The organism is Ancylobacter terrae (assembly GCF_045108345.1).
In the GTDB taxonomy this organism is placed as follows: domain Bacteria; phylum Pseudomonadota; class Alphaproteobacteria; order Rhizobiales; family Xanthobacteraceae; genus Ancylobacter.
This window is the reverse complement of sequence record NZ_JBJGXH010000001.1, coordinates 699515-720128: the sequence shown is the minus strand read 5'-3', so window position 1 is coordinate 720128 and position 20614 is coordinate 699515. Positions and strand designations below refer to the sequence as shown.

The 20614-nt window shown below is 69.2% G+C and carries 20 protein-coding genes; 10 read left to right on the top strand and 10 right to left on the bottom strand.

Annotated features, from left to right (window positions below; translation table 11 throughout):
• Positions 1-81 precede the first annotated feature (81 nt).
• Complete coding sequence (locus tag ACEUEL_RS03365; protein ID WP_405702142.1) at positions 82-1104, top strand: LLM class flavin-dependent oxidoreductase; 1023 nt, start codon at positions 82-84, stop codon at positions 1102-1104.
• Between the two features lie 19 nt (positions 1105-1123).
• Positions 1124-1786, top strand: a complete 663-nt coding sequence (locus ACEUEL_RS03360; protein ID WP_405702140.1) for a sulfite oxidase-like oxidoreductase — start codon at positions 1124-1126, stop codon at positions 1784-1786.
• Positions 1787-1841: 55 nt separating this feature from the next.
• Here ACEUEL_RS03360 and ACEUEL_RS03355 read toward each other — a convergent pair whose 3' ends face one another.
• On the bottom strand, positions 1842-2279 hold the full coding sequence (locus ACEUEL_RS03355) for a GlcG/HbpS family heme-binding protein (RefSeq protein ID WP_405702137.1): 438 nt from the start codon (positions 2277-2279) through the stop codon (positions 1842-1844).
• A 138-nt stretch (positions 2280-2417) separates the two neighbouring features.
• Here ACEUEL_RS03355 and ACEUEL_RS03350 point away from each other — a divergent pair, with 138 nt between their 5' ends.
• Positions 2418-3209, top strand: a complete 792-nt coding sequence (locus tag ACEUEL_RS03350) for an enoyl-CoA hydratase/isomerase family protein (protein WP_405702134.1) — start codon at positions 2418-2420, stop codon at positions 3207-3209.
• 9 nt (positions 3210-3218) lie between these two features.
• On the opposite strand, the gene ACEUEL_RS03345 is transcribed toward ACEUEL_RS03350, so the two are convergent.
• The 6 genes from ACEUEL_RS03345 to ACEUEL_RS03320 form a co-directional block, all read right to left on the bottom strand.
• Positions 3219-4964 (bottom strand): PHA/PHB synthase family protein, encoded by a 1746-nt coding sequence (locus ACEUEL_RS03345; RefSeq protein WP_405702133.1) that lies wholly within the window; start codon positions 4962-4964, stop codon positions 3219-3221.
• A 106-nt stretch (positions 4965-5070) separates the two neighbouring features.
• Positions 5071-6099 (bottom strand): amino acid ABC transporter substrate-binding protein, encoded by a 1029-nt coding sequence (locus ACEUEL_RS03340; protein ID WP_405702130.1) that lies wholly within the window; start codon positions 6097-6099, stop codon positions 5071-5073.
• A gap of 99 nt (positions 6100-6198) precedes the next feature.
• Complete coding sequence (locus ACEUEL_RS03335) at positions 6199-6804, bottom strand: L,D-transpeptidase (RefSeq protein ID WP_405702129.1); 606 nt, start codon at positions 6802-6804, stop codon at positions 6199-6201.
• Between the two features lie 245 nt (positions 6805-7049).
• Complete coding sequence (xylA, locus tag ACEUEL_RS03330) at positions 7050-8372, bottom strand: xylose isomerase (protein ID WP_405702128.1); 1323 nt, start codon at positions 8370-8372, stop codon at positions 7050-7052.
• The gene (gene xylB / locus ACEUEL_RS03325; RefSeq protein WP_405702125.1) at positions 8369-9835 is read right to left on the bottom strand and encodes a xylulokinase; all 1467 of its coding nucleotides are present in this window, start codon (positions 9833-9835) and stop codon (positions 8369-8371) included. The genes xylA and xylB overlap by 4 nt, the downstream gene beginning before the upstream one ends.
• A gap of 38 nt (positions 9836-9873) precedes the next feature.
• The gene (locus tag ACEUEL_RS03320; RefSeq protein WP_405702123.1) at positions 9874-10911 is read right to left on the bottom strand and encodes a LacI family DNA-binding transcriptional regulator; all 1038 of its coding nucleotides are present in this window, start codon (positions 10909-10911) and stop codon (positions 9874-9876) included.
• Positions 10912-11129: 218 nt separating this feature from the next.
• On the opposite strand from ACEUEL_RS03320, the gene xylF reads away from it, so the two are divergent.
• The 7 genes from xylF (at position 11130) to ACEUEL_RS03285 (ending at position 17762) form a co-directional block, all read left to right on the top strand.
• Positions 11130-12128 carry a D-xylose ABC transporter substrate-binding protein gene (gene xylF / locus ACEUEL_RS03315; RefSeq protein ID WP_405706548.1) on the top strand — a complete coding sequence of 333 codons (999 nt, stop codon included), beginning with the start codon at positions 11130-11132 and terminating at the stop codon, positions 12126-12128.
• Between the two features lie 224 nt (positions 12129-12352).
• Entirely contained in the window at positions 12353-13666 is a 1314-nt protein-coding gene (locus tag ACEUEL_RS03310) for a sugar ABC transporter permease (RefSeq protein ID WP_405702122.1), read from the top strand.
• Between the two features lie 14 nt (positions 13667-13680).
• Positions 13681-14475, top strand: a complete 795-nt coding sequence (locus ACEUEL_RS03305) for an ATP-binding cassette domain-containing protein (protein ID WP_405702121.1) — start codon at positions 13681-13683, stop codon at positions 14473-14475.
• Positions 14476-14686: 211 nt separating this feature from the next.
• Positions 14687-15058, top strand: a complete 372-nt coding sequence (locus ACEUEL_RS03300; RefSeq protein ID WP_405702120.1) for a hypothetical protein — start codon at positions 14687-14689, stop codon at positions 15056-15058.
• 88 nt (positions 15059-15146) lie between these two features.
• Positions 15147-15698, top strand: coding sequence for a copper chaperone PCu(A)C (locus ACEUEL_RS03295; protein ID WP_405702118.1), 552 nt, complete (start codon positions 15147-15149; stop codon positions 15696-15698).
• A gap of 103 nt (positions 15699-15801) precedes the next feature.
• Positions 15802-17169: a PepSY-associated TM helix domain-containing protein gene (locus ACEUEL_RS03290; RefSeq protein WP_405702115.1), complete on the top strand. Its 1368-nt coding sequence runs from the start codon at positions 15802-15804 to the stop codon at positions 17167-17169.
• Positions 17170-17342: 173 nt separating this feature from the next.
• Entirely contained in the window at positions 17343-17762 is a 420-nt protein-coding gene (locus ACEUEL_RS03285) for a winged helix-turn-helix domain-containing protein (protein ID WP_405702114.1), read from the top strand.
• Here the strand turns inward: ACEUEL_RS03285 and modC are convergent.
• From modC to modA, 3 genes are all read right to left on the bottom strand, one after another.
• Positions 17695-18885, bottom strand: coding sequence for a molybdenum ABC transporter ATP-binding protein (gene modC / locus ACEUEL_RS03280; protein ID WP_405702112.1), 1191 nt, complete (start codon positions 18883-18885; stop codon positions 17695-17697). The two genes, ACEUEL_RS03285 and modC, sit on opposite strands and share 68 nt — an antisense overlap.
• Positions 18882-19598, bottom strand: coding sequence for a molybdate ABC transporter permease subunit (modB, locus tag ACEUEL_RS03275; protein ID WP_405706545.1), 717 nt, complete (start codon positions 19596-19598; stop codon positions 18882-18884). The genes modC and modB overlap by 4 nt, the downstream gene beginning before the upstream one ends.
• A gap of 181 nt (positions 19599-19779) precedes the next feature.
• Positions 19780-20568 carry a molybdate ABC transporter substrate-binding protein gene (gene modA, locus ACEUEL_RS03270; protein WP_405702110.1) on the bottom strand — a complete coding sequence of 263 codons (789 nt, stop codon included), beginning with the start codon at positions 20566-20568 and terminating at the stop codon, positions 19780-19782.
• Positions 20569-20614 lie beyond the last annotated feature (46 nt).

The window sequence follows — 20614 nt, the reverse complement described above, 5'->3', positions numbered from 1 at the left end:
GTATGCGACAGGCGCGACCTTGAACGCGCCGTGCGCAGCCCCGATCTGAAAGCTTCCCTGCTCACTGCGCCGAGAATGCCGATGGTCGCCCTTTCCGTGCTCGATCTCGCCCCGGTGCCGGAAGGCGCCACCCCGCGCGTAGCGCTCGATCAGTCGCGTGATCTCGCGCGCCATGCCGAACGATGGGGCTATCGGCGCTTCTGGCTGGCCGAGCATCACAACATGATCGGCATTGCCAGCGCCGCGACCGCGGTGGTCATCGGCCATGTGGCGGCGGCGACCAACACGATCCGCGTCGGGGCCGGCGGCATCATGCTGCCCAACCATTCGCCGCTGGTCATCGCCGAGCAGTTCGGCACGCTGGAGACGCTCTTTCCCGGGCGGATCGATCTCGGTCTCGGCCGGGCGCCGGGAACCGACCAACTGACACTGCGGGCCCTGCGTCGCAATCCGGCGAGCGCCGACAGCTTCCCGCAGGACGTCCAGGAACTGCAGGCGCTGCTCGCGGACGCGCAGCCGGGCCAGCGCGTGCGCGCGGTGCCCGGCATGGGGACCAATGTGCCGCTGTGGATACTGGGGTCGAGCCTGTTCGGCGCCCAGCTCGCGGCCATGCTCGGGCTGCCCTATGCATTCGCGTCGCATTTCGCTCCCGATGCGCTGGACGACGCGCTCGCGCTGTATCGCGACCGCTTCGAGCCCTCCGCCCAGCTCGCGCGTTCCTACGCCATGGCGGGGCTGAACATCATCGCCGCCGATACCGACGCGGAGGCGCGGCGGCTCTTCACGTCCATCCAGCAGGCCTTCACCAACATGCTGCGCGGCACCCGCGGCCTGCTTCCCGCACCGATCGACGACATCGAGACCTACTGGTCACCGGCCGAGAAGGCGCACGCCTCGGCCATGCTGGCCTGCTCCATCGTGGGCTCGCCCGATACCGTCCGGCGCGAGCTCGCCCGCTTCGTTACCCGCACCGGCGCGGACGAACTGATGGTCGCGGCGGCGATCCACGACCATTCCGCCCGGCTGCGCTCTTATGAGATAGTGGCCGAGATCAAAGCGTCGCTCCCCTCGCCGGGCGCGGCGCTCTCCTCCGCCCTCAACTGAACGGCAGCGACGACACGCCATGGACGACGAACTTCCGCCCGACAGCAAGCTGACCCGCACCAAGCAGGCCTGGGCGCGGGACGGCAAGTTCCTGACCGGCCGGATTGCCCGGCCTGAGGCTGACCGCCTGCCGCCGGGACAGCATCTGGTGAACGACTGGCCGGTGCTCGATCTCGGTCTCCAGCCGATGCTGCCGCCCCATCGCTGGCGGCTCGATGTCGACGGTGCCGTCGAAGCCCCGGTGCACTGGGATTGGAGCGCCTTCATCGCCCAGCCGCAGACCCGCGAAGTAACGGATATCCATTGCGTGACCACCTGGTCGCGCTACGACAACGAGTGGGAAGGCCTGTCCACGCGCGATCTTCTCGCCATCGTCGAGCCGAGGCCCGAGGCGAGCCATGTCGTGCTGCACAGCTATGACGGCTACACCACCAACCTGACGCTGGAGGACTTCGCGGCACCGGATGCTCTTCTCGTCCATAGCTGGCAGGGCAAGCCGCTGACGCGCGAGCACGGCGGACCGGTGCGCCTCGTCGTGCCCCATCTCTATTTCTGGAAGAGCGCCAAGTGGCTGAAGCGCGTCGAGTTCGTCGACGCGAACGCGCCCGGCTTCTGGGAGGTGCGCGGCTATCACGACCGCGGCGATCCCTGGAAGGAGCAGCGCTATTCCGACGATCCCTGAACGGACACCGGCACGGCCGAAAGCCGGAGAGGCTCGATCGGCCGCCCGAGCGCGGTCAGTCCGCGCCGGGATCGCCGGCAAAACCCGCTGCCGCGATGCCCGCGAGCGCCGCCGCCTCGTCATTATCCGACGTGTCGCCGGAAATGCCCACCGCGCCGATCACCTCCCCCGCCGCATCGCGGATCAGCACGCCGCCCGGCACCGGAACCATCGCACCGCCGATCGCATGGGTCGCGGCGGAGATGAAGAACGCCTGCTCCTTCGCCCGCTTGAACAGGGAACGCGACCCCATGCCGAGGGACAGCGCGCCATAGGCCTTCGCATGGGCGATTTCCCCACGCTTGAGGCTTGAGCTGTCCTCCGCCGCGAACGCCTTCAGCGCGCCGCGCGCATCGAGCACCGCGACGGCCATCGGCTTGAAGTCACCCTTGCGGCAATGCTCGAGCGCGGTCGCGAGAATGGTCTGGGCGGCGGCGAGTGTCAGCGCGGTCATGCGCAATCCCCCAAGCTGGAATGGAGGCGAGCTATAGCACGCACGCTCGCGCGCGATCGATACGGGCCGATCGTCGCGGATGGCACATGGGCCGTCACACGCTAGGGTGCGGGCAACCCGACCGATGGAGGCCCGCAAATGTCACCCTCGACGTCCGAAGCGGCCGCCGGCGCCGTGCGGCTGACCATCGAAGGCGCCATCGCGCGCATCACCTTCGATCGGCCCGCCGCGCGCAACGCGATGACCTTTCCGATGTACGAACAACTCGCGGCGGCCTGCGCGACGATCGCGGCCGAGCCTTCGATACGCCTCGCCGTCCTGCGCGGTGCCGGCGGCAAGGCGTTCGTGGCGGGAACGGACATCGAGCAGTTCCGCGCCTTCCGGTCCGGTGATGACGCCGTCGCCTATGAGCGCAGGATCGAATCCTACATCGGCGGGCTCGAAGCGCTTCCCGTCCCGACACTCGCGGTGATCGAAGGCTGGGCGGTGGGCGGCGGCATGGCCATCGCCAATGCCTGCGACCTGCGCATCGCCGCCGCCGGCGCCCGTTTCGGCGTTCCCATCGCCCGGACGCTCGGCAACGCCCTCTCCACCGCCAACCTGCAGCGGCTTGCGGCAACGCTTGGTCCCGCCATGGTCAAGCGCATGCTGATGCTGGCCGAGACCCCGACCGCCGAGGAGATGCCGGCGCGGTATGTCGAGGTGGTTGACCCCGCAGAGTTGGACGCCAGGGTCGAGGCGACCTGCCGGCGCCTGCTCGATCACGCGCCGATCACCCTGCGCGTAACCAAGGAAGCGCTGAGGCGGGTCGCGCTGGAGCCGCGCCCGGACGGCTCCGATCTCGTCCGCGCCGCCTATGGCAGTGCCGATTTCCGCGAGGGAATCGAGGCCTTCCTCGCGCGCCGTCCGCCGCAATGGCGCGGAGAGTGAACGCCGCCCTCACCCCTGCATCACATAGCGGCCGGGCGCATCGGCCAGCGCCTTGCCCATCGCCGGCGGCGCCACGCGCGCGGGCGCCGAATGCGCGACCAGCCATTCCTGCCATGCCAGCCACCACGAGCCCTCGCGCGTTTCCGCCGCGGCGACCCATTCGTCCGGGCTGACGCAGGGCGCATCCAGCGCCTTCTCCGCGATGTGGAAGCGCCGCCCCCGGTGGCCGGGCTCGCTGACGATGCCGGCATTGTGCCCCCCGCTGGTGAGCGCGAAGGTGACATCCGTGTCGGACAGGTAATGGATCTTGTAGACCGAGCGCCACGGCGCCACGTGGTCGCGCTCGGTGCCCACCGCGAAGATCGGCACGCGGATGTTCTGGATCGCGACGGGGCGGCCGTCGACCAGGTAGCGCCCGGACGCCAGGTCATTGTGCAGGAACAGCTTGCGCAGATACTCTGAATGCATGCGATAGGGCATGCGAGTCGCGTCCGCGTTCCACGCCATGAGATCGGTCAGCGCCGCGCGCTCGCCCATCAGATAGTCGCGCACGAGCCGCGACCAGATCAGGTCGTTGGAACGCAGAAGCTGGAACGCGCCGGCCATCTGGGCGGAGTCGAGATAACCGCGCTCCCACATCACGCTGTCGAGAAACGACACCTGGCTGTCGTCGATGAACAGCTCCAGTTCGCCCGGCTCGGTGAAGTCGACCTGCGCGGCGAGCAGCGTGAGCGAGGCGAGCCGCTCGTCGCCGGCGCGGGCCATCGCGGCCGCCGCCAGCGCCAGCAGGGTGCCGCCGAGACAGTAGCCGACCGCGTGCGTCTTCGCCCCGGGCACGAGGGTGCCGATGAGGTCGAGCGCCTCCATCACCCCCATCCGCCGATAGTCTTCGAGGCCCAGATCGCGGTCCTCGCTCCCGACGTTTCGCCAGGAGATGCAGAACACCGTATGCCCCTGGCCGACCAGATAGCGGATCAGCGAATTCTCCGGCGAGAGGTCGAGGATGTAGTACTTCATGATCCAGGCCGGCACGATCAGCACCGGCTCGGCCAGCACGGTGTCGGTCGTCGGCGCATACTGGATGAGCTCGATGAGGCGATTGCGGTAAACGACCTTGCCGGGTGTGGCGGCGACATCGCGCCCGACCCGAAAGGCCTCGCGCCCCGCCGCCGGCTGGCCGGCCATCCAGAGACTGAAATCCTCGGCGAAGTTCCGCCAGCCGGCGACCAGATTGGCGCCGCCGGTCTCGATCGTCGCCTGCGCCACCTCCGGATTGGTCCAGGGCAGGTTGGACGGCGAGAAAATGTCGAGCATCTGCCGGGTGGCGAAGGAGACGACATCCTCGTGGTGCGGCGACACGCCCGGCACCTCATGCGTCGCGTTGTGCCACCATTGCTGCGTCAGCAGGAAGCCCTGATACCAGAGCTTGTAGGGCATCTTCTGCCAGGCGGGGCCGGTAAACCGGGAATCGCCGGGCAGCGGGTCGATGCAGCAGGACGCCGAGGGATTGACGGCAACGTGGGAGAGATGGCCGAGGAAGCGCTGCGTCTTCCGCCCCGCCTTGCGGGCAAGCTCGGCCCGCTTGCCGGGGGCCGCCGCGAGATGGATCGCCCAGTCCATATAGGCGAGCCACAGCGATGCCGGCGAGAGCCCGCCGGTGGCCCGCGCGGTCAACGCATTGAGCATCCGGTCGATGGACCGAGAACCTTCCGAACCGAGCGGCTCGTCGCCATCCGGAACCCGCGTCTCGTCCATAACGCCTCACTCCATCTCACGCCGCCCATTCCCGCGCCGTGTCGTTGAATGGGGCGGCCGGACGAAAAAGGCGTTGCGGAGGATCACCCCCCGCACGCCCTTCCGCTCAGCGGATCGGCGGCGCGTACTGGATGCCGCCGGCACTCCACAGCTGGTTCACGCCCCGCGGTATGCCGAGCTTCGAACCGCTGCCGATATTACGCTCGAACACCTCGCCATAATTGCCGACGGCTCGCACCGCCCGCACCGCCCAGTCCTTGGTCAGGCCAAGCTGCTCGCCGTAATTGCCGTCCGTGCCGACCAGACGCTTGACGTCCGGCTTATCCGATTTCAGCGCCTGATCCAGCGTCGCCGTGCTTACGCCCAGTTCCTCGGCGTTCAGCAGGGCGTAATAGGTCCACTTGACGACGTTCAGCCAGGGATCGTCGCCCTGCCGCACCACCGGCCCGAGCGGTTCCTTGGAGATGACGTCCGGCAGCACGATGTGGTCGCCCGGCTTGCCGAGCCGCAGGCGCAGCGCATAGAGCTGCGAGACATCGGCGGTGATCACGTCGCAGCCGCCCTCGTCATAGGCCTTCAGCACTTCCGGGACGCCCGGCAGCTCGATCAGCTGCAGCTCCATGCCGTTGGCCTTGAAATAGTCGACGACGTTCAGGGCCGTGGTCGTGCCGCGCTGTACGCAGACCTTGCTGCCGCCGAGTTCCAGCGCCGACGTCTTCTTCTGGGCGTCGCGAACCAGGAAACCCTGCCCGTCATAGTAGGAAACCGCGGCGAACATCAGTTTGAGATCGGCCTCGCGGCCGAGCGTCCAGGTCGAGTTGCGCGAGAGGACGTCGACCTCACCCTTCTGCAGGGCCGGAAAACGCTGGTCGGCGCTGAGCGGCACGAAGGTGACCTTTGCCGGATCGTCGAAGATCGCGGCGGCCACCGCCCGGCACAGATCGACATCGAATCCGGACCAGTTGCCCTTGTCGTCGGGCGTCGCGAAGCCGATGAGCCCCTGGTTGACGCCGCACTTCAGCGAACCGCGCGACTTGACGTCGGAGAGCGTGTCGGCCTGCGCCGCCGCGAGGGTCAGGGCGCTGCCCGCGAGAGCGATGCCGGCGGCCGCCAGCCAGTTGCCGAGCCGATTCATGTTTCCCCCAATGCGTGCCGATCCCCTCGGCGCCGCTAAAGACTGTTCATGACGGCGCGCCGACGTTCCCCGACATCGGCGCGAAGAGAAGCTGCGGCCTCAGAGCGTCGGCGTCTGCCGGACCACGACGCGCGTGCCGACCGGGACGCGGCTAAAGAGATCCTGCACGTCGCTGTTCACCAGCCGGAAGCAGCCCGACGACACCGCGTAACCGATGGTCTGCGGCTGATTGGTGCCGTGGATGCGGTAGACCGTGCCACCGATATACAGCGCCGCCGCGCCCATCGGGTTGCCCGGGCCACCGGCCATGAAGCGCGGCAGATAGGGCTGGCGCTGGATCATCTCCGGCGGCGGCGTCCAGTCCGGCCACTCCGCCTTGCGCACGATGGTCTTGAGCCCCGACCACTGGAAGCCCTCGCGGCCGACGCCGATGCCGTAGCGCAGCGCGCGGTTGTTGCCCTGCACGAGGTAGAGGAAACGCTCGTCGGTGTGGACGATGATGGTTCCCGCCGGCTCGGTGGTACGGAAATAGACCGGCTGGCGGCGGAACGCCGGGTCCAGTTGCTCCTCGTCCGGCGAGGGCACGTAGCCGGGCTGATCGCCGATATCGAGCTGCTTCTGGCCGACATTCGACGGCGGCCGCGTCTGCGCCTGAGCCGTAACGGCGGCGAGGGTGAAAGCGAGAGCCAGCAGGGAGAGCCGCATTGCCGTATTCCCAAGTCTTGCGCCTCGTGCTCCCGACGCACGAAGCATCACCATGTCGATTGCGGCGCATCGAACGGGTGAAACGGCGCGAAGTCAATCCGGTGCAACATAACCTCCGCGTCATCCATGACGCGGAGGCCCCCGGCCCTGCACCGCCCGTCCCGGAACTGGGCGCCGCGTTCCAGTGTCGGGCCGGGGCGCCCGCGTGCGGCGGGTGCCCCGGCCTTCGCGGCCTCGGAACGTCCTCAGAAATAGGAGGCGACGAGATTCTCCAGCCGCTCCTGCCGACCCGAACGCGGCTGCGGGTCGAGCCCTTCCGCCTCGACGCGGGCGGCGATATCGGCGAGCGAGCGCCCGCCCTCCAGCATGGCCTTCGCCTCGCCGCCGCTCCAGCCGGCATAGCGATCGTCGACCGCCTTTTGCAGCGCGCCGTCCTCGACCATCTTCGCTGCGATCAGCAGGGCGCGCGCACACACGTCCATCGCGCCGGAATGGGCGAGCAGCAGATCTTCGGGATCGAGCGACTGGCGCCGGATCTTGGCGTCGAAATTGGTGCCGCCGGTAGTGTAGCCGCCGGCCTTGAGGATCTCGCGGAAGGCGAGCGCGGTGTCCTCGATATTGGTGGGGAACTGGTCGGTATCCCAGCCGGACTGGGCATCGCCCTTGTTCATGTCGATCGAGCCGAAAATGCCCAGCGCCGCCGCCATCGCAATCTCGTGCTCGAAGGAATGGCCGGCGAGCGTCGCATGATTCGCCTCGATATTGACCTTCACCTCCTTCTCCAGCCCGGCGCGGCAGAGCAGGCCGTAGACGGTGCCGACATCGAAATCATACTGGTGCTTGGTCGGCTCCTGCGGCTTGGGCTCGATCAGGATCGTGCCCTTGAAGCCGATCTTGTACTTGTGCTCGACGACGAGGTTGAGGAAACGGCCCATCTGGTCGAGTTCGCGCTTGAGGTCGGTGTTGAGCAGCGTCTCGTAGCCCTCGCGGCCGCCCCACAGCACGTAGTTCGCGCCGCCCAGCTCGTGGGTGACGTCCAGCACGTTCTTCACCTGCGCGGCCGAATAGGCGAACACGTCCGGATCGGGATTGGTCGCCGCCCCGGCCATGAAGCGGCGGTTCGAGAACAGATTGGCCGTGCCCCAGAGCAGCTTGACCTTCGAGGTCTCCATCTTGCGCGCGAAGATGTCGGCGATCGCCCGCACATTGGCGTTGGATTCGCGCAGCGACCGGCCCTCGGGGGCGATGTCGCGGTCGTGGAAGGCGAAGAACGGCACGTCCAGCACGCGGAACAGCTCGAAGGCGACGTCGGCCTTGGCGCGCGCCAGCGCCATCTCGTCGCCACCATGCATCCACGGCCGCAGGAAGGTCTCGCCGCCGAACGGATCGCCACCCGGCCAGGTGAAGCTGTGCCAGTAGGCGACCGCGAAGCGCAGGTGATCCTCCATGCGCTTACCGAGCACGACCCGGTCCTTGTCGTACCAACGGAAGGCGTAAGGGTCGCGGCTGTCCGGCCCCTTATAGGCGAGCGGCTCTGTCGGCTCAAAGAAACGGGCGGCGGCGGTCATGTTGAGGCTCCCTTGGCTCCCTTCAATGCCGGATACAGGCCACGATAGGCCGCGTGCTTCTCGGCATAGGCGTCGGTGAGCGCCGGTATCGGCGCGATGGTCTCAAAGCGATGCGGCGGGCGGCAGACGTCGGCCGGTGCCTCGCCGGTGGTGGCCATGCGGGCGAGGCGCGCGGCGCCGAACGCCCCGCCGGTCTCGCCGTCGGCAATGCGATTGAGCGGGATGCCGAGCACGCTTGCCAGCACCGCGATCCAGAAGCGCGAGCGCGAGCCGCCGCCGATCACGTCGGCGGTCTCGATCCGGGTGCCGGCGGCGGTGAGCGCATCGAGGCAGTCGCGGAAGGCGAAGGCGACGCCCTCCAGCACCGCCTGCGTCATCGCCGCGCGCGAGGCGTCATGGTCAAGGCCGAGGAAGCCGCCGCGGATGACCGCATCGTCATGGGGCGTGCGTTCGCCCGACAGATAGGGCAGGAACAGCGGGCGGGCCGGAGCCTCCGGCGCATCACCGAGGGACTTGAGCAGTTCACCCGGTTCGGCACCCGCGACCTTCGACCACCATCCGAGCGCGGAAGCCGCCGAGAGGATCACCCCCATCTGGTGCCATGTCTTTGGAATGGCGTGGCAAAAGGCGTGGACCGCCGATTCCGGGTTTGGCGCGAAGCGGTCCGTCGTTGCCCAGAGCACGCCCGAGGTGCCGAGCGAGACGAAGGCGTCGCCGGCGTGAATGGCGCCGAGGCCGATGGCGCCGGCCGCGTTGTCCCCCGCACCGCCGGCGATCACCGGCGCCTTCGCCATGCCCCAGCGGCCGACGAGGTCGGATCTCAGCCGGCCGGCCGCGGCGCTTCCCTCGACGAGGCGCGGCATGTTCGCGCGGGAAAGACCCGTGGCTTCAAGCGCCCCGTCCGACCAGTCGCGCGCGCCGACGTCGAGCCAGAGCGAGCCGGAGGCATCGGACATCTCCTCGACCATCTCGCCGCTCATCTTGAAGCCGATATAGGCCTTGGGCAGCAACACCTTGGAAACGCGGGTGAAAATCTCCGGCTCGTGGCGCCGCACCCACAGCAGTTTCGGCGCCGTGAAGCCGGGCATGGCGCGGTTGCCGGTGACCGCGCGCAGGGCGGGAAAAATCTCTTCCAGTTCAATGCATTCGGCGGCGGAGCGGCCGTCGTTCCACAGGATGGCGGGCCGCAGCACCTCGCCGTCCCGGTCGAGCAGCACGGCGCCGTGCATCTGCCCGGACAGCCCGATTCCCTCAACGGCGGCAAGGGCTTGCGGCGCCTTCGCCTTGAGCTCGTCGACGCGGTCCAGCGTCGCCGCCCACCAGTCCTGCGGGTGCTGCTCGGAGAAGCCGGGACGCGGGCGCTGCACGTCGAGCGATTTTTCCGCTGTAGCCACAACGACTTGTGCGCCGTCGACAAGGACGGCCTTGATCGCCGAGGTGCCGATATCGAGACCCAGGAACATCACCACTCAGACCCCGATGCAAATTTGAGGTACGCACATCACGGAAGGTTGTCCCGGATGAAGATATCGATGCGGATGCGCTCCTGCTCCACCATCAGCGGCTCGCCGGAGCAATGCGCCAGCAGCACCCGCGCGGCCGAGCGCGCCTGGTGGCCGGCATCCTGGTTGATGACCGCATCCACCGTGCCGCGCAGCAGCAGCCGGCGGGAATCCTCGGTGAGATCGTGGCAGATGGCGACGAAATCCCGCTCCCGCCGCGCCTCCTCGATCGCCGCCGCGAAGCCGCGCACGCCGGCCCCGACATTGTAGATGCCGACGAGGTCCGGGTTCTGCGCGAGGATGTCCCCTGCCGCCTGGCGCGTGCGCTCGTCGTCGTCGCGCCCCTCGCGCACCGGCAGCACGGTCAGCGCGGGGAAGTCGCCGGTCATCACCTGGGTGAAGCCGAACTGCCGCTCGGCATGGTCGCGCAGCGAAGGCGTTCCCACGATCAGCCCGACGCTGCCCGGCCGCCCGCCGACGAAACGGCCGAGCAGCGAGGCGGCCGTGCGGCCGGCGGCGATGTTGTCGATGCCAACATAATGAATGCGTTGCGAGGACGGCACGTCGGAAACCAGCGTCACCACCGCCATGCCGGAGGCGACCAGGTCGTCGATCGCCGCCCGCACCCGCGGGTGATCGAGCGCAACCACCGCCGCGCCGTCATAGCGCCCCACCAGCCCCTCAAGGGCGGCGGCCAGCGTCTCGGGCGCGAAGACATCGACCCGCAGCGTGTCGATATAGGCATGCTGGGAGGTGAGCCAGTCGGCGGTATTGGCGACCTGCTCGGCGAGCTGGCGCATGAACACATTGGCGCCGATCGGCAGCACGAAGCAGAAGCGGAAGGTGGCGCCGCGGGCGAGACGGGCGGCGGCGAGGTTCGGCCGGTAGCCGAGCTTGGCGATCGCCGCCTGAACCCGCTCCACCGTGCGCCCGCGCACGCCGGTGCGCCCGTTGAGCACACGGTCGGCGGTGGCGAGCGACACCCCCGCCTCCCGGGCGACGTCCTGCAAAGTGATGCGCGAAAGGGGTCTGGACATGACGAGATGTTGCCCTCAAAATCTGAGGCACGCAACTCATCGTCTGCCTTCTCCACACAACGGGGGAGGATGGCGGACGGGAAGTGACGCGCCGGACGATCGGAACGATCCGGTGGACGATCAGACCAGTCAGTGCAGTGAGCACAGGCTGGGTCGACGCAACGTGGGAGGAATGCATGAAACGGACCTTCGCCGCCTCGGTCGCGGCAATCGCGCTCATGGTGAGCATGGGCGTGGCGCGCGCGGCGGACACCGTCGTCGGCGTGAGCTGGTCGAACTTCCAGGAAGAGCGCTGGAAGACCGACGAGGCCGCCATCAAGAAGGCGCTCGCCGCCGCCGGCGCGAAATACATCTCGGCGGACGCGCAGTCCTCCGCCGCCAAGCAGCTCTCGGATGTCGAGGCGCTGATCGCCCAGGGCGCCAACGCGCTGATCATCCTGGCCCAGGACTCCGACGCCATCGCCCCGGCCATCGCCAAGGCGCAGGCCGAGGGCATCCCGGTGGTGGGCTATGACCGCCTCATCGAGATCCCCTATGCCTACTACATCACCTTCGACAACAAGGAGGTCGGCCGCCTCCAGGCGTCCGAGGTGCTCAAGCTGAAGCCGAAGGGCAACTACCTCTTCATCAAGGGCTCGGCCTCCGACCCGAATGCCGACTTCCTGTTCTCCGGCCAGATGGAAGTGCTGAAGCCTTCGATCGACAAGGGCGACATCAAGAATGTCGGCGAGGCCTATACCGACTCGTGGCTGCCCGCCAACGCCCAGAAGAACACCGAGCAGTTCCTGACCGCGAACAACAACAAGGTCGACGCCGTCGTCGCCTCGAACGACGGCACCGCCGGCGGCGCGGTGGCGGCGCTGGGCGCGCAGGGCCTCGCCGGCTCGGTGCCGGTATCCGGCCAGGACGCCGACTTCGCGGCGCTGAACCGCATCGCGCTCGGCACCCAGACCGTCTCGGTGTGGAAGGACAGCCGCGTGCTCGGCCAGAAGGCGGCCGAGATCGCCCTCGCGCTGGCCAAGGGCACCGACGCCAAGGCGATCCCCGGCACCGCCACCTTCTCCGGCGGCCCGAAGGGCGCGGCGATGAACTCCACCCTGCTGAAGCCCGTGCCGATCACCAAGGACAATCTCGACGTGATCATCGAGGCCGGCTGGGTCCCCAAGGCAACCGTCTGCCAGGGCGTCAAGCCCGGCACCGTGAAGGCCTGCGGCTGAGGCCGGCGGGGCGGTGACGGCGGCCACGCCCGGCCACCGGGACCGCCCGTCGTCGACCCTCGCGTCTGCGGTTATGATCGCCCGACGCCAGCCGCGGCGCGCATGCGGGACCCCGCGTCCCGCATGCGTTCCGGCCAGCGCGCCGCACGAACTCCGCGACCCACCTATCGCAGCGGCCGGACAAGACCGCGCCCGCCCCAAAGGGGCACGTTGAGGAAACGCAGATGAGCGAGACCACCACCGCCGGCGCCCCTGCGCGTCCGGCATCGCCGCCACAGACCGCGCCGACCTCCTTCCTGGGGGCGCTGGAAGTCGACATCCGCTTCCTCGGCATGGTCGGCGCGCTGGCCATCATCTGGGTGGTGTTCGACATCCTCGCCGGCGGCGCCTTCCTCACGCCGCGCAATCTCTGGAACCTCTCGGTCCAGACCTCCTCCATCGCGGTGATGTCGACCGGCATGGTGCTGGTGATCGTCACCCGCAACATCGACCTCTCGGTCGGCTCCATCCTCGGCGTCACCGGCATGGTGATGGCGGTGTTCCAGGTGAGCTACCTGCTGCCCGCCTTCGGCTTCAACCACCCGATGGTGTGGATCATCACCCTCGCCGTCGGCATGGCGCTCGGCGCCGCCATCGGCGCGCTGCACGGCTTCATCATCGCCTATCTGGCGGTGCCGTCCTTCATCGTCACGCTGGGCGGCCTGCTGGTGTGGCGCGGCGCGGCCTGGGCGGTGGCGCAGGGCAAGACCATTCCCCTCGTCGACGACAATTTCAAGCTGATGGGCGGCGGCGCCACCGGCTCGATCGGCGCGAGCTGGAGCTGGATCGTCGCCGCGCTCGCCTGCCTCGCCATCGTCGCCGCGACCGTGCAGGCGCGCCGCCAGCGCCAGCGCTTCCGCTTTCCGCTGAAGCCGCTCTGGGCCGAATTCGTCACGGCAGGGCTCGGCTGCCTCGCGGTGATCGGCGCGACGCTGATGGTCAACGCCTACACGCTGCCGGCGGCGCTCGCCCGCCAATACGCCGCCGCCCGGGGCATGGAGGTGCCGCCCGAGGGGCTGGTGATTTCCTTCGGCTTCGCCATTCCCGTGCTGATCGCCCTCGCGGTGGGCGTCATCATGACCTTCGTCACCACCCGCACCCGCTTCGGCCGCTACGTCTTCGCCATCGGCGGCAATCCGGAAGCGGCCGAGCTCGCCGGCATCAACACCAAGCGCGTCACCATGATGGTGTTCGCGCTGATGGGGCTGCTCGCCGCCATCGGCGCCGCCATCTCCACCGCCCGCCTCACCTCGGCGACCAATGCCCAGGGCACGCTCGACGAGCTCTACGTGATCGCCGCGGCGGTGATCGGCGGCACCTCGCTCGCCGGCGGCGCCGGCACCGTGGCGGGCGCCATGCTCGGCGCGCTGGTCATGCAGAGCCTGCAGTCGGGCATGGTGCTGATGCGGGTGGATACGCCCTACCAGAACATCGTCGTCGGCATCGTGCTGGTCTTCGCGGTGTGGATCGACACCGTCTACCGCAAGCGCTTCAAGTGAGAGGGGACAGGGCCATGAACGCTCCCAACGCCGCGCCCCGGGGAACGCCCCTCGTCGACATGCGCGACATCTCCATCGCCTTCGGCGGCATCCGCGCCGTCGACGGCGTCGATGTCGATCTCTATCCCGGCGAGGTGGTCGGCCTGCTCGGCCACAACGGCGCCGGCAAGTCGACGCTGATCAAGATCCTCTCCGGCGCCTATCGCCCCGACGGCGGCGAGATCCGCATCAACGGCGCGCCGGTAACCATCGACAACCCGCGCGAGGCCAAGAAGCACGGCATCGAGACGATCTACCAGACGCTGGCGCTGGCCGACAATGTCGACGCCGCCGCCAACCTGTTCCTCGGCCGCGAGCTGATGACGCCGTGGGGCACGCTCGACGACGTCGCCATGGAGGCGGCGGCGCGCGAGGTGATGGGCCGGCTGAACCCGAACTTCCGCAAGTTCAAGGAGCCGGTGCGCGGCCTCTCCGGCGGCCAGCGGCAATCGGTGGCCATCGCCCGCGCCATCCACTTCAACGCCAAGATCCTGATCATGGACGAGCCGACCGCCGCGCTCGGGCCGCAGGAGACCGCGCAGGTGGGCGAACTGATCAAGCAGCTCAAGGCCGAGGGCATCGGCATCTTCCTGATCAGCCACGACATCCACGACGTGTTCGACCTCGCCGACCGCGTCAGCGTGATGAAGAACGGCAAGCTGGTCGGCTCCGCGAAGACCACCGACGTCACCAAGGACGAGGTGCTGGGCATGATCATCCTCGGCAAGTGCCCGCCCGGCGCCGTCCCCGGTCCCGGCGCGATGCAGTAGCGCCGCGCCACTGCGGTTCGCGGCCCGTCGGGTAAAAACCCGGCGCCGCCGCGCACCCGCCCCGGCAGGCGTCCGGCGTCCGGCCGCCGCGTTCGCCCGGACGCGCGGGCCGGATGACGGTGCGCTCCCCCACGCCACATCGCCGCAGGCACGGCTGTTTCACCGCTGCGCCGCGCGTGCTACGCCTGACATCATGACACGATCGGCAGACATGACGCGCAGATGCGCGGCGGCGGCACTCGCCCTCGCCTATCTGCTCGTCGTGCAGGCGATCCTCGGCGGTCTCGGCCACGGCGCCCATGCCGCCGATCGCTTCGAGGCGGCCCGCCTCGGCGGTGCCCCCCTGCTCTGCTCCGGCGACATGGTCATGCCGGCCGGACCGGACGGCGCACCGGCCCGTCACACGCCGGATTGCTGCACCCTCGGCTGCCTGATGGCGGCGGGCGCCCTGCCGGCGCCGCTAGCCGCCGCGCTTCCCGTGCCCGACGCGCCCGCCGCCCGGAGCGAACCGCTCCCCCGTGCCGGGCTCGTCGCCGATGCCACGCGCTCACCGGCGCAGGCGCGCGCGCCTCCGGCGTCCTGACGATCCCGGCCCGCCCTCGCGCGGGCACCTCCCCATCGTCGGAACGCAATGCCCGTCGTGCAGACGCACCGGGCCCGGAGACCTATCCATGTTGTCGCTTTTCAAGACCCGCCTGCTGCCGCACGCCGTCGACCGGCTCGGCGCCGGCCTCGTCGCCTCCGCCCTGCTCGCCTTCAGCTTCTCCGCCGTCACCGCGCACGAGTTCAAGGCCGGCGAGATCGAGGTCGCCCATCCCTGGTCGCGCGTCACCCCGGCCGGCGCCAGCGTCGCCGGCGGCTATTTCACCCTCGAGAACGAGGGCAAGGTCGACGATCGCCTCCTCGGTGCCGCCGCCGAGATCGCCGGCAAGACCGAAATCCACGAGATGTCGGTCAAGGACGGCGTGATGACCATGCGCCCGCTGCCGGACGGCGTCGCCGTGCCGGCCGGGGCTAAGGTCGCCTTCGCGCCGGGCGGCTATCACCTGATGTTCCTCGGCATCAAGGCGCCGCTGAAGGAAGGCGAAAGCTTCAAGGGCTCGCTCACCTTCGAGAAGGCCGGCACGGTCGAGGTGTCGTTCAAGGTCGAGGGCATGGCCGGGCCCAAGGGCGCTGCCGCGCCGGGCGCCGCCGACCCGCACGCCCAGCACAGCACCCATTGAGCCGGGGGCCCTCCGGCCCCTTCCGCATCATCCGCGCATGCGCCCGCGCCGCCTCCCGGCGGCGTGCGATGGCGCGCGCCTGTCCCCTGTCGATGGAACCCCCATGGCCACCCCCCTTGCCGCTGCGGCGGACGAGCCCTCAGGGCTCAACACCAACCTCTACCGCGCCGTCTGGCGCTGGCATTTCTATGCCGGGCTGCTGGTGCTGCCCTTCCTCGTGCTGCTCGCCGTCACCGGCGGGCTGTATCTCTTCCGCGACGAGATCGACCGCGCCTGGCATGCCGACCTGAAGCAGGTGGTGGCGCGCGAGAGCGCGACCCTGCCGGCGAGCCGGCTGATCGACGCCGCGCTCGCCGCCCATCCAGGCCGCGCGCTGAAGATCCAGCCGCCGGCGACGCCCACGACCTCCGCCGAGGTGACCGTCGCCGCCGACAGCGGCGCGCGCCTCGCGGTCTATGTCGATCCCTATGATGGGCGCGTGCTCGGCGACCTGCCCGACCGCGGCACCATCATGTGGCTCATTCGCCGGCTGCACAGCCTCGCCGAGTTCGGCACCATCGCCAACGGCGTGATCGAGATCGTCGGCGGCTGGAGCCTCTTGCTGGTCGGCACCGGCTTCTATCTGTGGTGGCCGCGCAAACAGACCGGCGGCATCGTCACCGTGCGCGGGCGGCCGGGCCGGCGCGTGTTCTGGCGCGACCTGCACGCCGTCACCGGCGCCTTCGCCGGCATCGTCATCGCGGTGATGGCGGTATCGGGCATGCCGTGGTCGGTGTTCTGGGGCGACCACGTCAACGAATGGGCCAATGGCAGCAATTACGGCTACCCCTCGGGCGTCTATGTCGGCGTGCCGATGTCGGATGCCAAGCTCGCCGCGGTGAACGGGCCGACGACCTGGTCGCTCGAACAGGCGCGGATGCCGGAATCGACCCCCTCGCCGGCCAGGCCGATCGGCGTCGACGCGGCGAGCGCCATCGTCGAGAGGATGGGTGTCAGTCCCGGCTACACGCTGAGCCTGCCGAAGGGCGAGACCGGTGTCTACAGCGCCACCGTCTACCCGGACGACCTCTCCCTCCAGCGTATCGTCCATCTCGACCAGTATACCGGCAAGCCGCTGATCGACATGAGCTATGCCGATTACGGGCCGGGCGCCAAGGCGATGGAATGGGGCATCAACTTCCACATGGGCCAGGAATACGGCCTCGCCAACCAGCTGTTCCTGCTCACCATCTGCCTCGCCATCATCCTGATGGCGGTGTCGGCGGCGGTGATGTGGTGGAAGCGCCGGCCGGCCGGCTCGCTCGGCATCCCGCCGGCGCCGGCGGACCGGTCGGTGATGCGCGGGCTGATCGCGGTGATGGCGGTGGTCGGGCTGATCTTCCCGCTGGTCGGCGCCTCGCTGCTGGTCATGGTGCTGCTCGACCTCGCCTTCGCCTGGCGCCCGCGCCGGCGCGCGACGGCCGCCGGCTAGAGGGCGATCCGATCTGATGGAATCAATCTGATCGGCAAATCGCCCTCTAGGATATTGATAGAGAACGCGTGATCCGATCGGCTTGCCACGCGAGCCGATCGGCGCGTGCTCTAAGGCGGCTTCCGCCGGTGGCGCGCTTCCCGTATCATCGCGGATACAGCAGGAAGCGCGCCATGCCGGACCATCCCGCCCCCTCGCCTGCGGCACTGCCGCAGGCCCGCATCTTCATCCGCATCGATTTCGGCGATGGCCGCCGGCTCGGGCCCGGCAAGATCGCGCTGCTGGAGGCGATCCGCACCGAGCGCTCCATCCTCAGCGCCGCCCGCAGCCTCGGCATGAGCTACCGCCGGGCCTGGCTGCTGGTGGATGAGCTCGACCACATGTTCGAGGAGCGCGTCGTCGCCACCTTCCCGGGCCGGCGCGGCCACGGCACCGAATTGACGGCGTTCGGCGAGCGGCTGATCGCGCTCTACCGGGCGATCGAGCGGCAGGGCTCACGGGCCGCGAAGGCCGCCACCGCCGAACTCACGGCGTGTCTCGCCCGCGACTGGTCGGCGCGACGAGCCGAAGCCCCGGCGTCGGAGACGGCGTAGCCGGCCCGGTCGGCGTCGGTGCAGAAACCGCCGGCGGAAACAGCGTGCTGCGGCTGTCCACCGCCACCGCCTTGATCATCGCCCAGGCCGGCATGCCCGGCTCCAGCGCCAGACGCTCGACGCTCTCGCGGGTGACCGAGGCGTGCAGCGTGCTCGAGCCGAGATCGAGCGCGACATCGGCGAACGGCCCCTCCATCGGCGTGATGGCGCGGATGGTGCCCGGCAGCCGGTTGGTCACCGACACGTCGATCGGCCGCGACAGCGCGAGCGCGACGTCGCGGGAGCGGATGCGGGCGCGCACCGGCGCGCCCGCCGGCGATTCGACCAGCGGCACGCGCAATTCGCCGTCCACGAAAGCGAGCGTCGACAGGCCGAGCGCCTCGTCGTGCCGCGCCACCGTGCACTCGATCACCGTGCCGAGGTCGAAACGCCCGACCACCGGCAGGATCTCCGGCCGCGACATCACCGCCGCCACCGGACCCGCCGCCACCACCTGCCCGGCGCTCAGCGCCACCACCATGTCGGACAGGCGCATCACCTCGTCGATCGAATGGCTGACATAGAGGATGGGCAGCCTCATCTCGTCGCGCAGGCGCTCCAGATAAGGCAGGATTTCGAGCTTGCGCGCCTCGTCGAGCGCGGCCAGCGGCTCGTCCATCAGCAGGATGCGCGGCTGCGCCAGCAAAGCGCGCCCGATCGCGACGCGCTGGCGCTCGCCGCCCGACAGCGTGTGCGGGCGCCGCGCCAGCAGATGGCCGATGCCGAGCAGCTCGACCACCGCCGCAAAGCCGATCGGCCGGTGCGCCGCCCGCGAGCGCCTCTCGCCATAGCGCAGGTTCTTCTCCACCGACATGTGCGGGAAGAGGCGCGCGTCCTGAAACACGTAGCCGACCCGCCGCGCCTCGACGGCCACGTCGATGCCGCGCGCGGAATCGAAAAAGCTCTCGCCGTCCACCACGATGCGGCCGCGATCGGGCCGCACCACCCCGGCGACCATCTGGATGATGGTGGTCTTGCCCGCGCCGGAGCGCCCGAACAGCGCGGTGACGCCGACCCCGGGCGCCTCGACGCGGGCGGCGAGCGAAAAGCCCGGGCGGGCGAGTTCGACCTCGATCTCGATCATGCGCGCCCGATCATGGTGCGGATGCGCCGGTCGACGAAGCTCGCCATCAGCAGCGAGCCGAGCGCCAGGATGACCGAGACCACGGTCAGCCGGAGCGCCATGGCGTCGCCGTCCGGCATGTGGGTGGCGCTGTAGATGGCGAGCGGGATGGTGCGCGTCTGCCCCTCGACATTCGACACGAAGGTGATGGTGGCGCCGAACTCGCCCAGCGCCGAGGCGATCGCCATCAGCGCGCCGGACAGGATGCCCGGCAGCATCAGCGGGAAGGTGATGGAGAAGAACACGTCGATCCGGCTCGCCCCCAGCGTGCGCGCCGCCGTCTCCAGCCCCCGGTCCACCGCCTCCAGCGACAGGCGGATGGCGTTCACGGTCAGCGGGAAGCTCACCACCGCCGCCGCCACCGTGGCGCCCGCCGTGGTGAAGATGAGCTTGATGCCGAACCAGGCGTCGAGATACTGGCCGATGAAGCCGCGCGCGCCGAGCGCGACCAGCAGCAGATAGCCGACCACCACCTTCGGCAGCACCAGCGGCAGGTAAACGATGCCGTCCACCAGCCCCTTGCCCGGGAACGACACCCGCGCCAACGTCCAGGCGACGAGGATGGCGATGGGCAGGCTCCACACCGTCGCCCAGAACGCCACCTTCAGGCTGAGATAGACCGCCGTCCACTCCTCGGGCGTGAGAAGTTCATGGGGGGTGAGCCACGCATCCATTGAAAAATCGTCATCCCGGCCGCAGGCGAAGCCGGAGAGCCGGGATCGCACGACCATCATTCTGCACGCGATCCCGGAGCCGGCCTAGAGCACGCGCCGATCGGCCCGCGCAGCAGGTCGATCGGATAACGCGTTCTCCATCAAGGGAGTAGAGGCCGTCCCGGGATGATGATGAGGGGCTCTACTTCACCGTGAAGCCGTACTTTACATAGATGTCCTTCGCCTCGGGCCCGCCGAGGAAGGCGAGGAAGGCCTTGGCCGCCGGCGTATCCTGCCCCTTCACCAGCGCCATCGGATATTCCACCGGCGGGTGGCTGTCGGCCGGGAAGGTGGCGACGACCTTCACATTCTTGGCGATAGCAGCGTCGGTGGCGTAGACGATGCCGGCCGCCGCCTCGCCGCGCTCGACCAGGGCGAGGGCCGCGCGCACGCTCTCGGCGCCGACGATGCGCTCGCGCACCTTGTCCCATTGGCCGAGATGGGTCAGCGCCGTCTTGGCGTAGACGCCGATCGGCACGCTGTCGGTGAGGCCGGTGGCGATCTTGCCGTCGGCGCCGAGGAAGGCGAGCCAGTCGAAGCCCTTGTCGAGGGTGACCGGCTTCGCCTTGTCCGCCGGCATGATCAGAACGAGGGTATTGCCGATCGGGGTGATGCGGCTCGCCTTGAGCGTCAGCTCCTTGCCGTCGGTGTAGTCCATCCATTTCAGGTCGGCGGAGGCGAAGATGCCGGCCGGCGCGCCCTGCTCGAGCTGCTTGGCGAGCGCCGAGGAGGCGGCGAAGGAGAACTTCACCTCCGCCCCGCCCTTGGCCTGATACGCCTTGGCGATGTCCTGGAAGGCGTTGGTCAGGCTCGCCGCGGCGAAGACGGTGACCGGTGCGGCGTCCTGCGCGCGCAGCGGGCCGAGACCGGCGGGCGCCAGAAGAAGGCTCAGGGCAAGCGCCGCGACCGTGCGCCGACGAGTGAGGGACATGGCTTACCTCCCGTTATCATATATCCGTCCATATACATGATACGGC

Coding starts and splice junctions, on each gene's coding strand:
- ACEUEL_RS03355 (WP_405702137.1), bottom strand. CDS start 2,279: ATGACCGCGCTGACACTCGCCGCCGCCCAGACCATTCTCGCGACCGCG.
- ACEUEL_RS03350 (WP_405702134.1), top strand. CDS start 2,418: ATGTCACCCTCGACGTCCGAAGCGGCCGCCGGCGCCGTGCGGCTGACC.
- ACEUEL_RS03360 (WP_405702140.1), top strand. CDS start 1,124: ATGGACGACGAACTTCCGCCCGACAGCAAGCTGACCCGCACCAAGCAG.
- xylB (WP_405702125.1), bottom strand. CDS start 9,835: ATGTTCCTGGGTCTCGATATCGGCACCTCGGCGATCAAGGCCGTCCTT.
- modA (WP_405702110.1), bottom strand. CDS start 20,568: ATGTCCCTCACTCGTCGGCGCACGGTCGCGGCGCTTGCCCTGAGCCTT.
- ACEUEL_RS03305 (WP_405702121.1), top strand. CDS start 13,681: ATGAACGCTCCCAACGCCGCGCCCCGGGGAACGCCCCTCGTCGACATG.
- ACEUEL_RS03340 (WP_405702130.1), bottom strand. CDS start 6,099: ATGAATCGGCTCGGCAACTGGCTGGCGGCCGCCGGCATCGCTCTCGCG.
- xylF (WP_405706548.1), top strand. CDS start 11,130: ATGGTGAGCATGGGCGTGGCGCGCGCGGCGGACACCGTCGTCGGCGTG.
- ACEUEL_RS03295 (WP_405702118.1), top strand. CDS start 15,147: ATGTTGTCGCTTTTCAAGACCCGCCTGCTGCCGCACGCCGTCGACCGG.
- ACEUEL_RS03365 (WP_405702142.1), top strand. CDS start 82: ATGGTCGCCCTTTCCGTGCTCGATCTCGCCCCGGTGCCGGAAGGCGCC.
- ACEUEL_RS03300 (WP_405702120.1), top strand. CDS start 14,687: ATGACGCGCAGATGCGCGGCGGCGGCACTCGCCCTCGCCTATCTGCTC.
- ACEUEL_RS03285 (WP_405702114.1), top strand. CDS start 17,343: ATGCCGGACCATCCCGCCCCCTCGCCTGCGGCACTGCCGCAGGCCCGC.
- modB (WP_405706545.1), bottom strand. CDS start 19,598: ATGGATGCGTGGCTCACCCCCCATGAACTTCTCACGCCCGAGGAGTGG.
- ACEUEL_RS03335 (WP_405702129.1), bottom strand. CDS start 6,804: ATGCGGCTCTCCCTGCTGGCTCTCGCTTTCACCCTCGCCGCCGTTACG.
- ACEUEL_RS03310 (WP_405702122.1), top strand. CDS start 12,353: ATGAGCGAGACCACCACCGCCGGCGCCCCTGCGCGTCCGGCATCGCCG.
- ACEUEL_RS03290 (WP_405702115.1), top strand. CDS start 15,802: ATGGCCACCCCCCTTGCCGCTGCGGCGGACGAGCCCTCAGGGCTCAAC.
- modC (WP_405702112.1), bottom strand. CDS start 18,885: ATGATCGAGATCGAGGTCGAACTCGCCCGCCCGGGCTTTTCGCTCGCC.
- xylA (WP_405702128.1), bottom strand. CDS start 8,372: ATGACCGCCGCCGCCCGTTTCTTTGAGCCGACAGAGCCGCTCGCCTAT.
- ACEUEL_RS03320 (WP_405702123.1), bottom strand. CDS start 10,911: ATGTCCAGACCCCTTTCGCGCATCACTTTGCAGGACGTCGCCCGGGAG.
- ACEUEL_RS03345 (WP_405702133.1), bottom strand. CDS start 4,964: ATGGACGAGACGCGGGTTCCGGATGGCGACGAGCCGCTCGGTTCGGAA.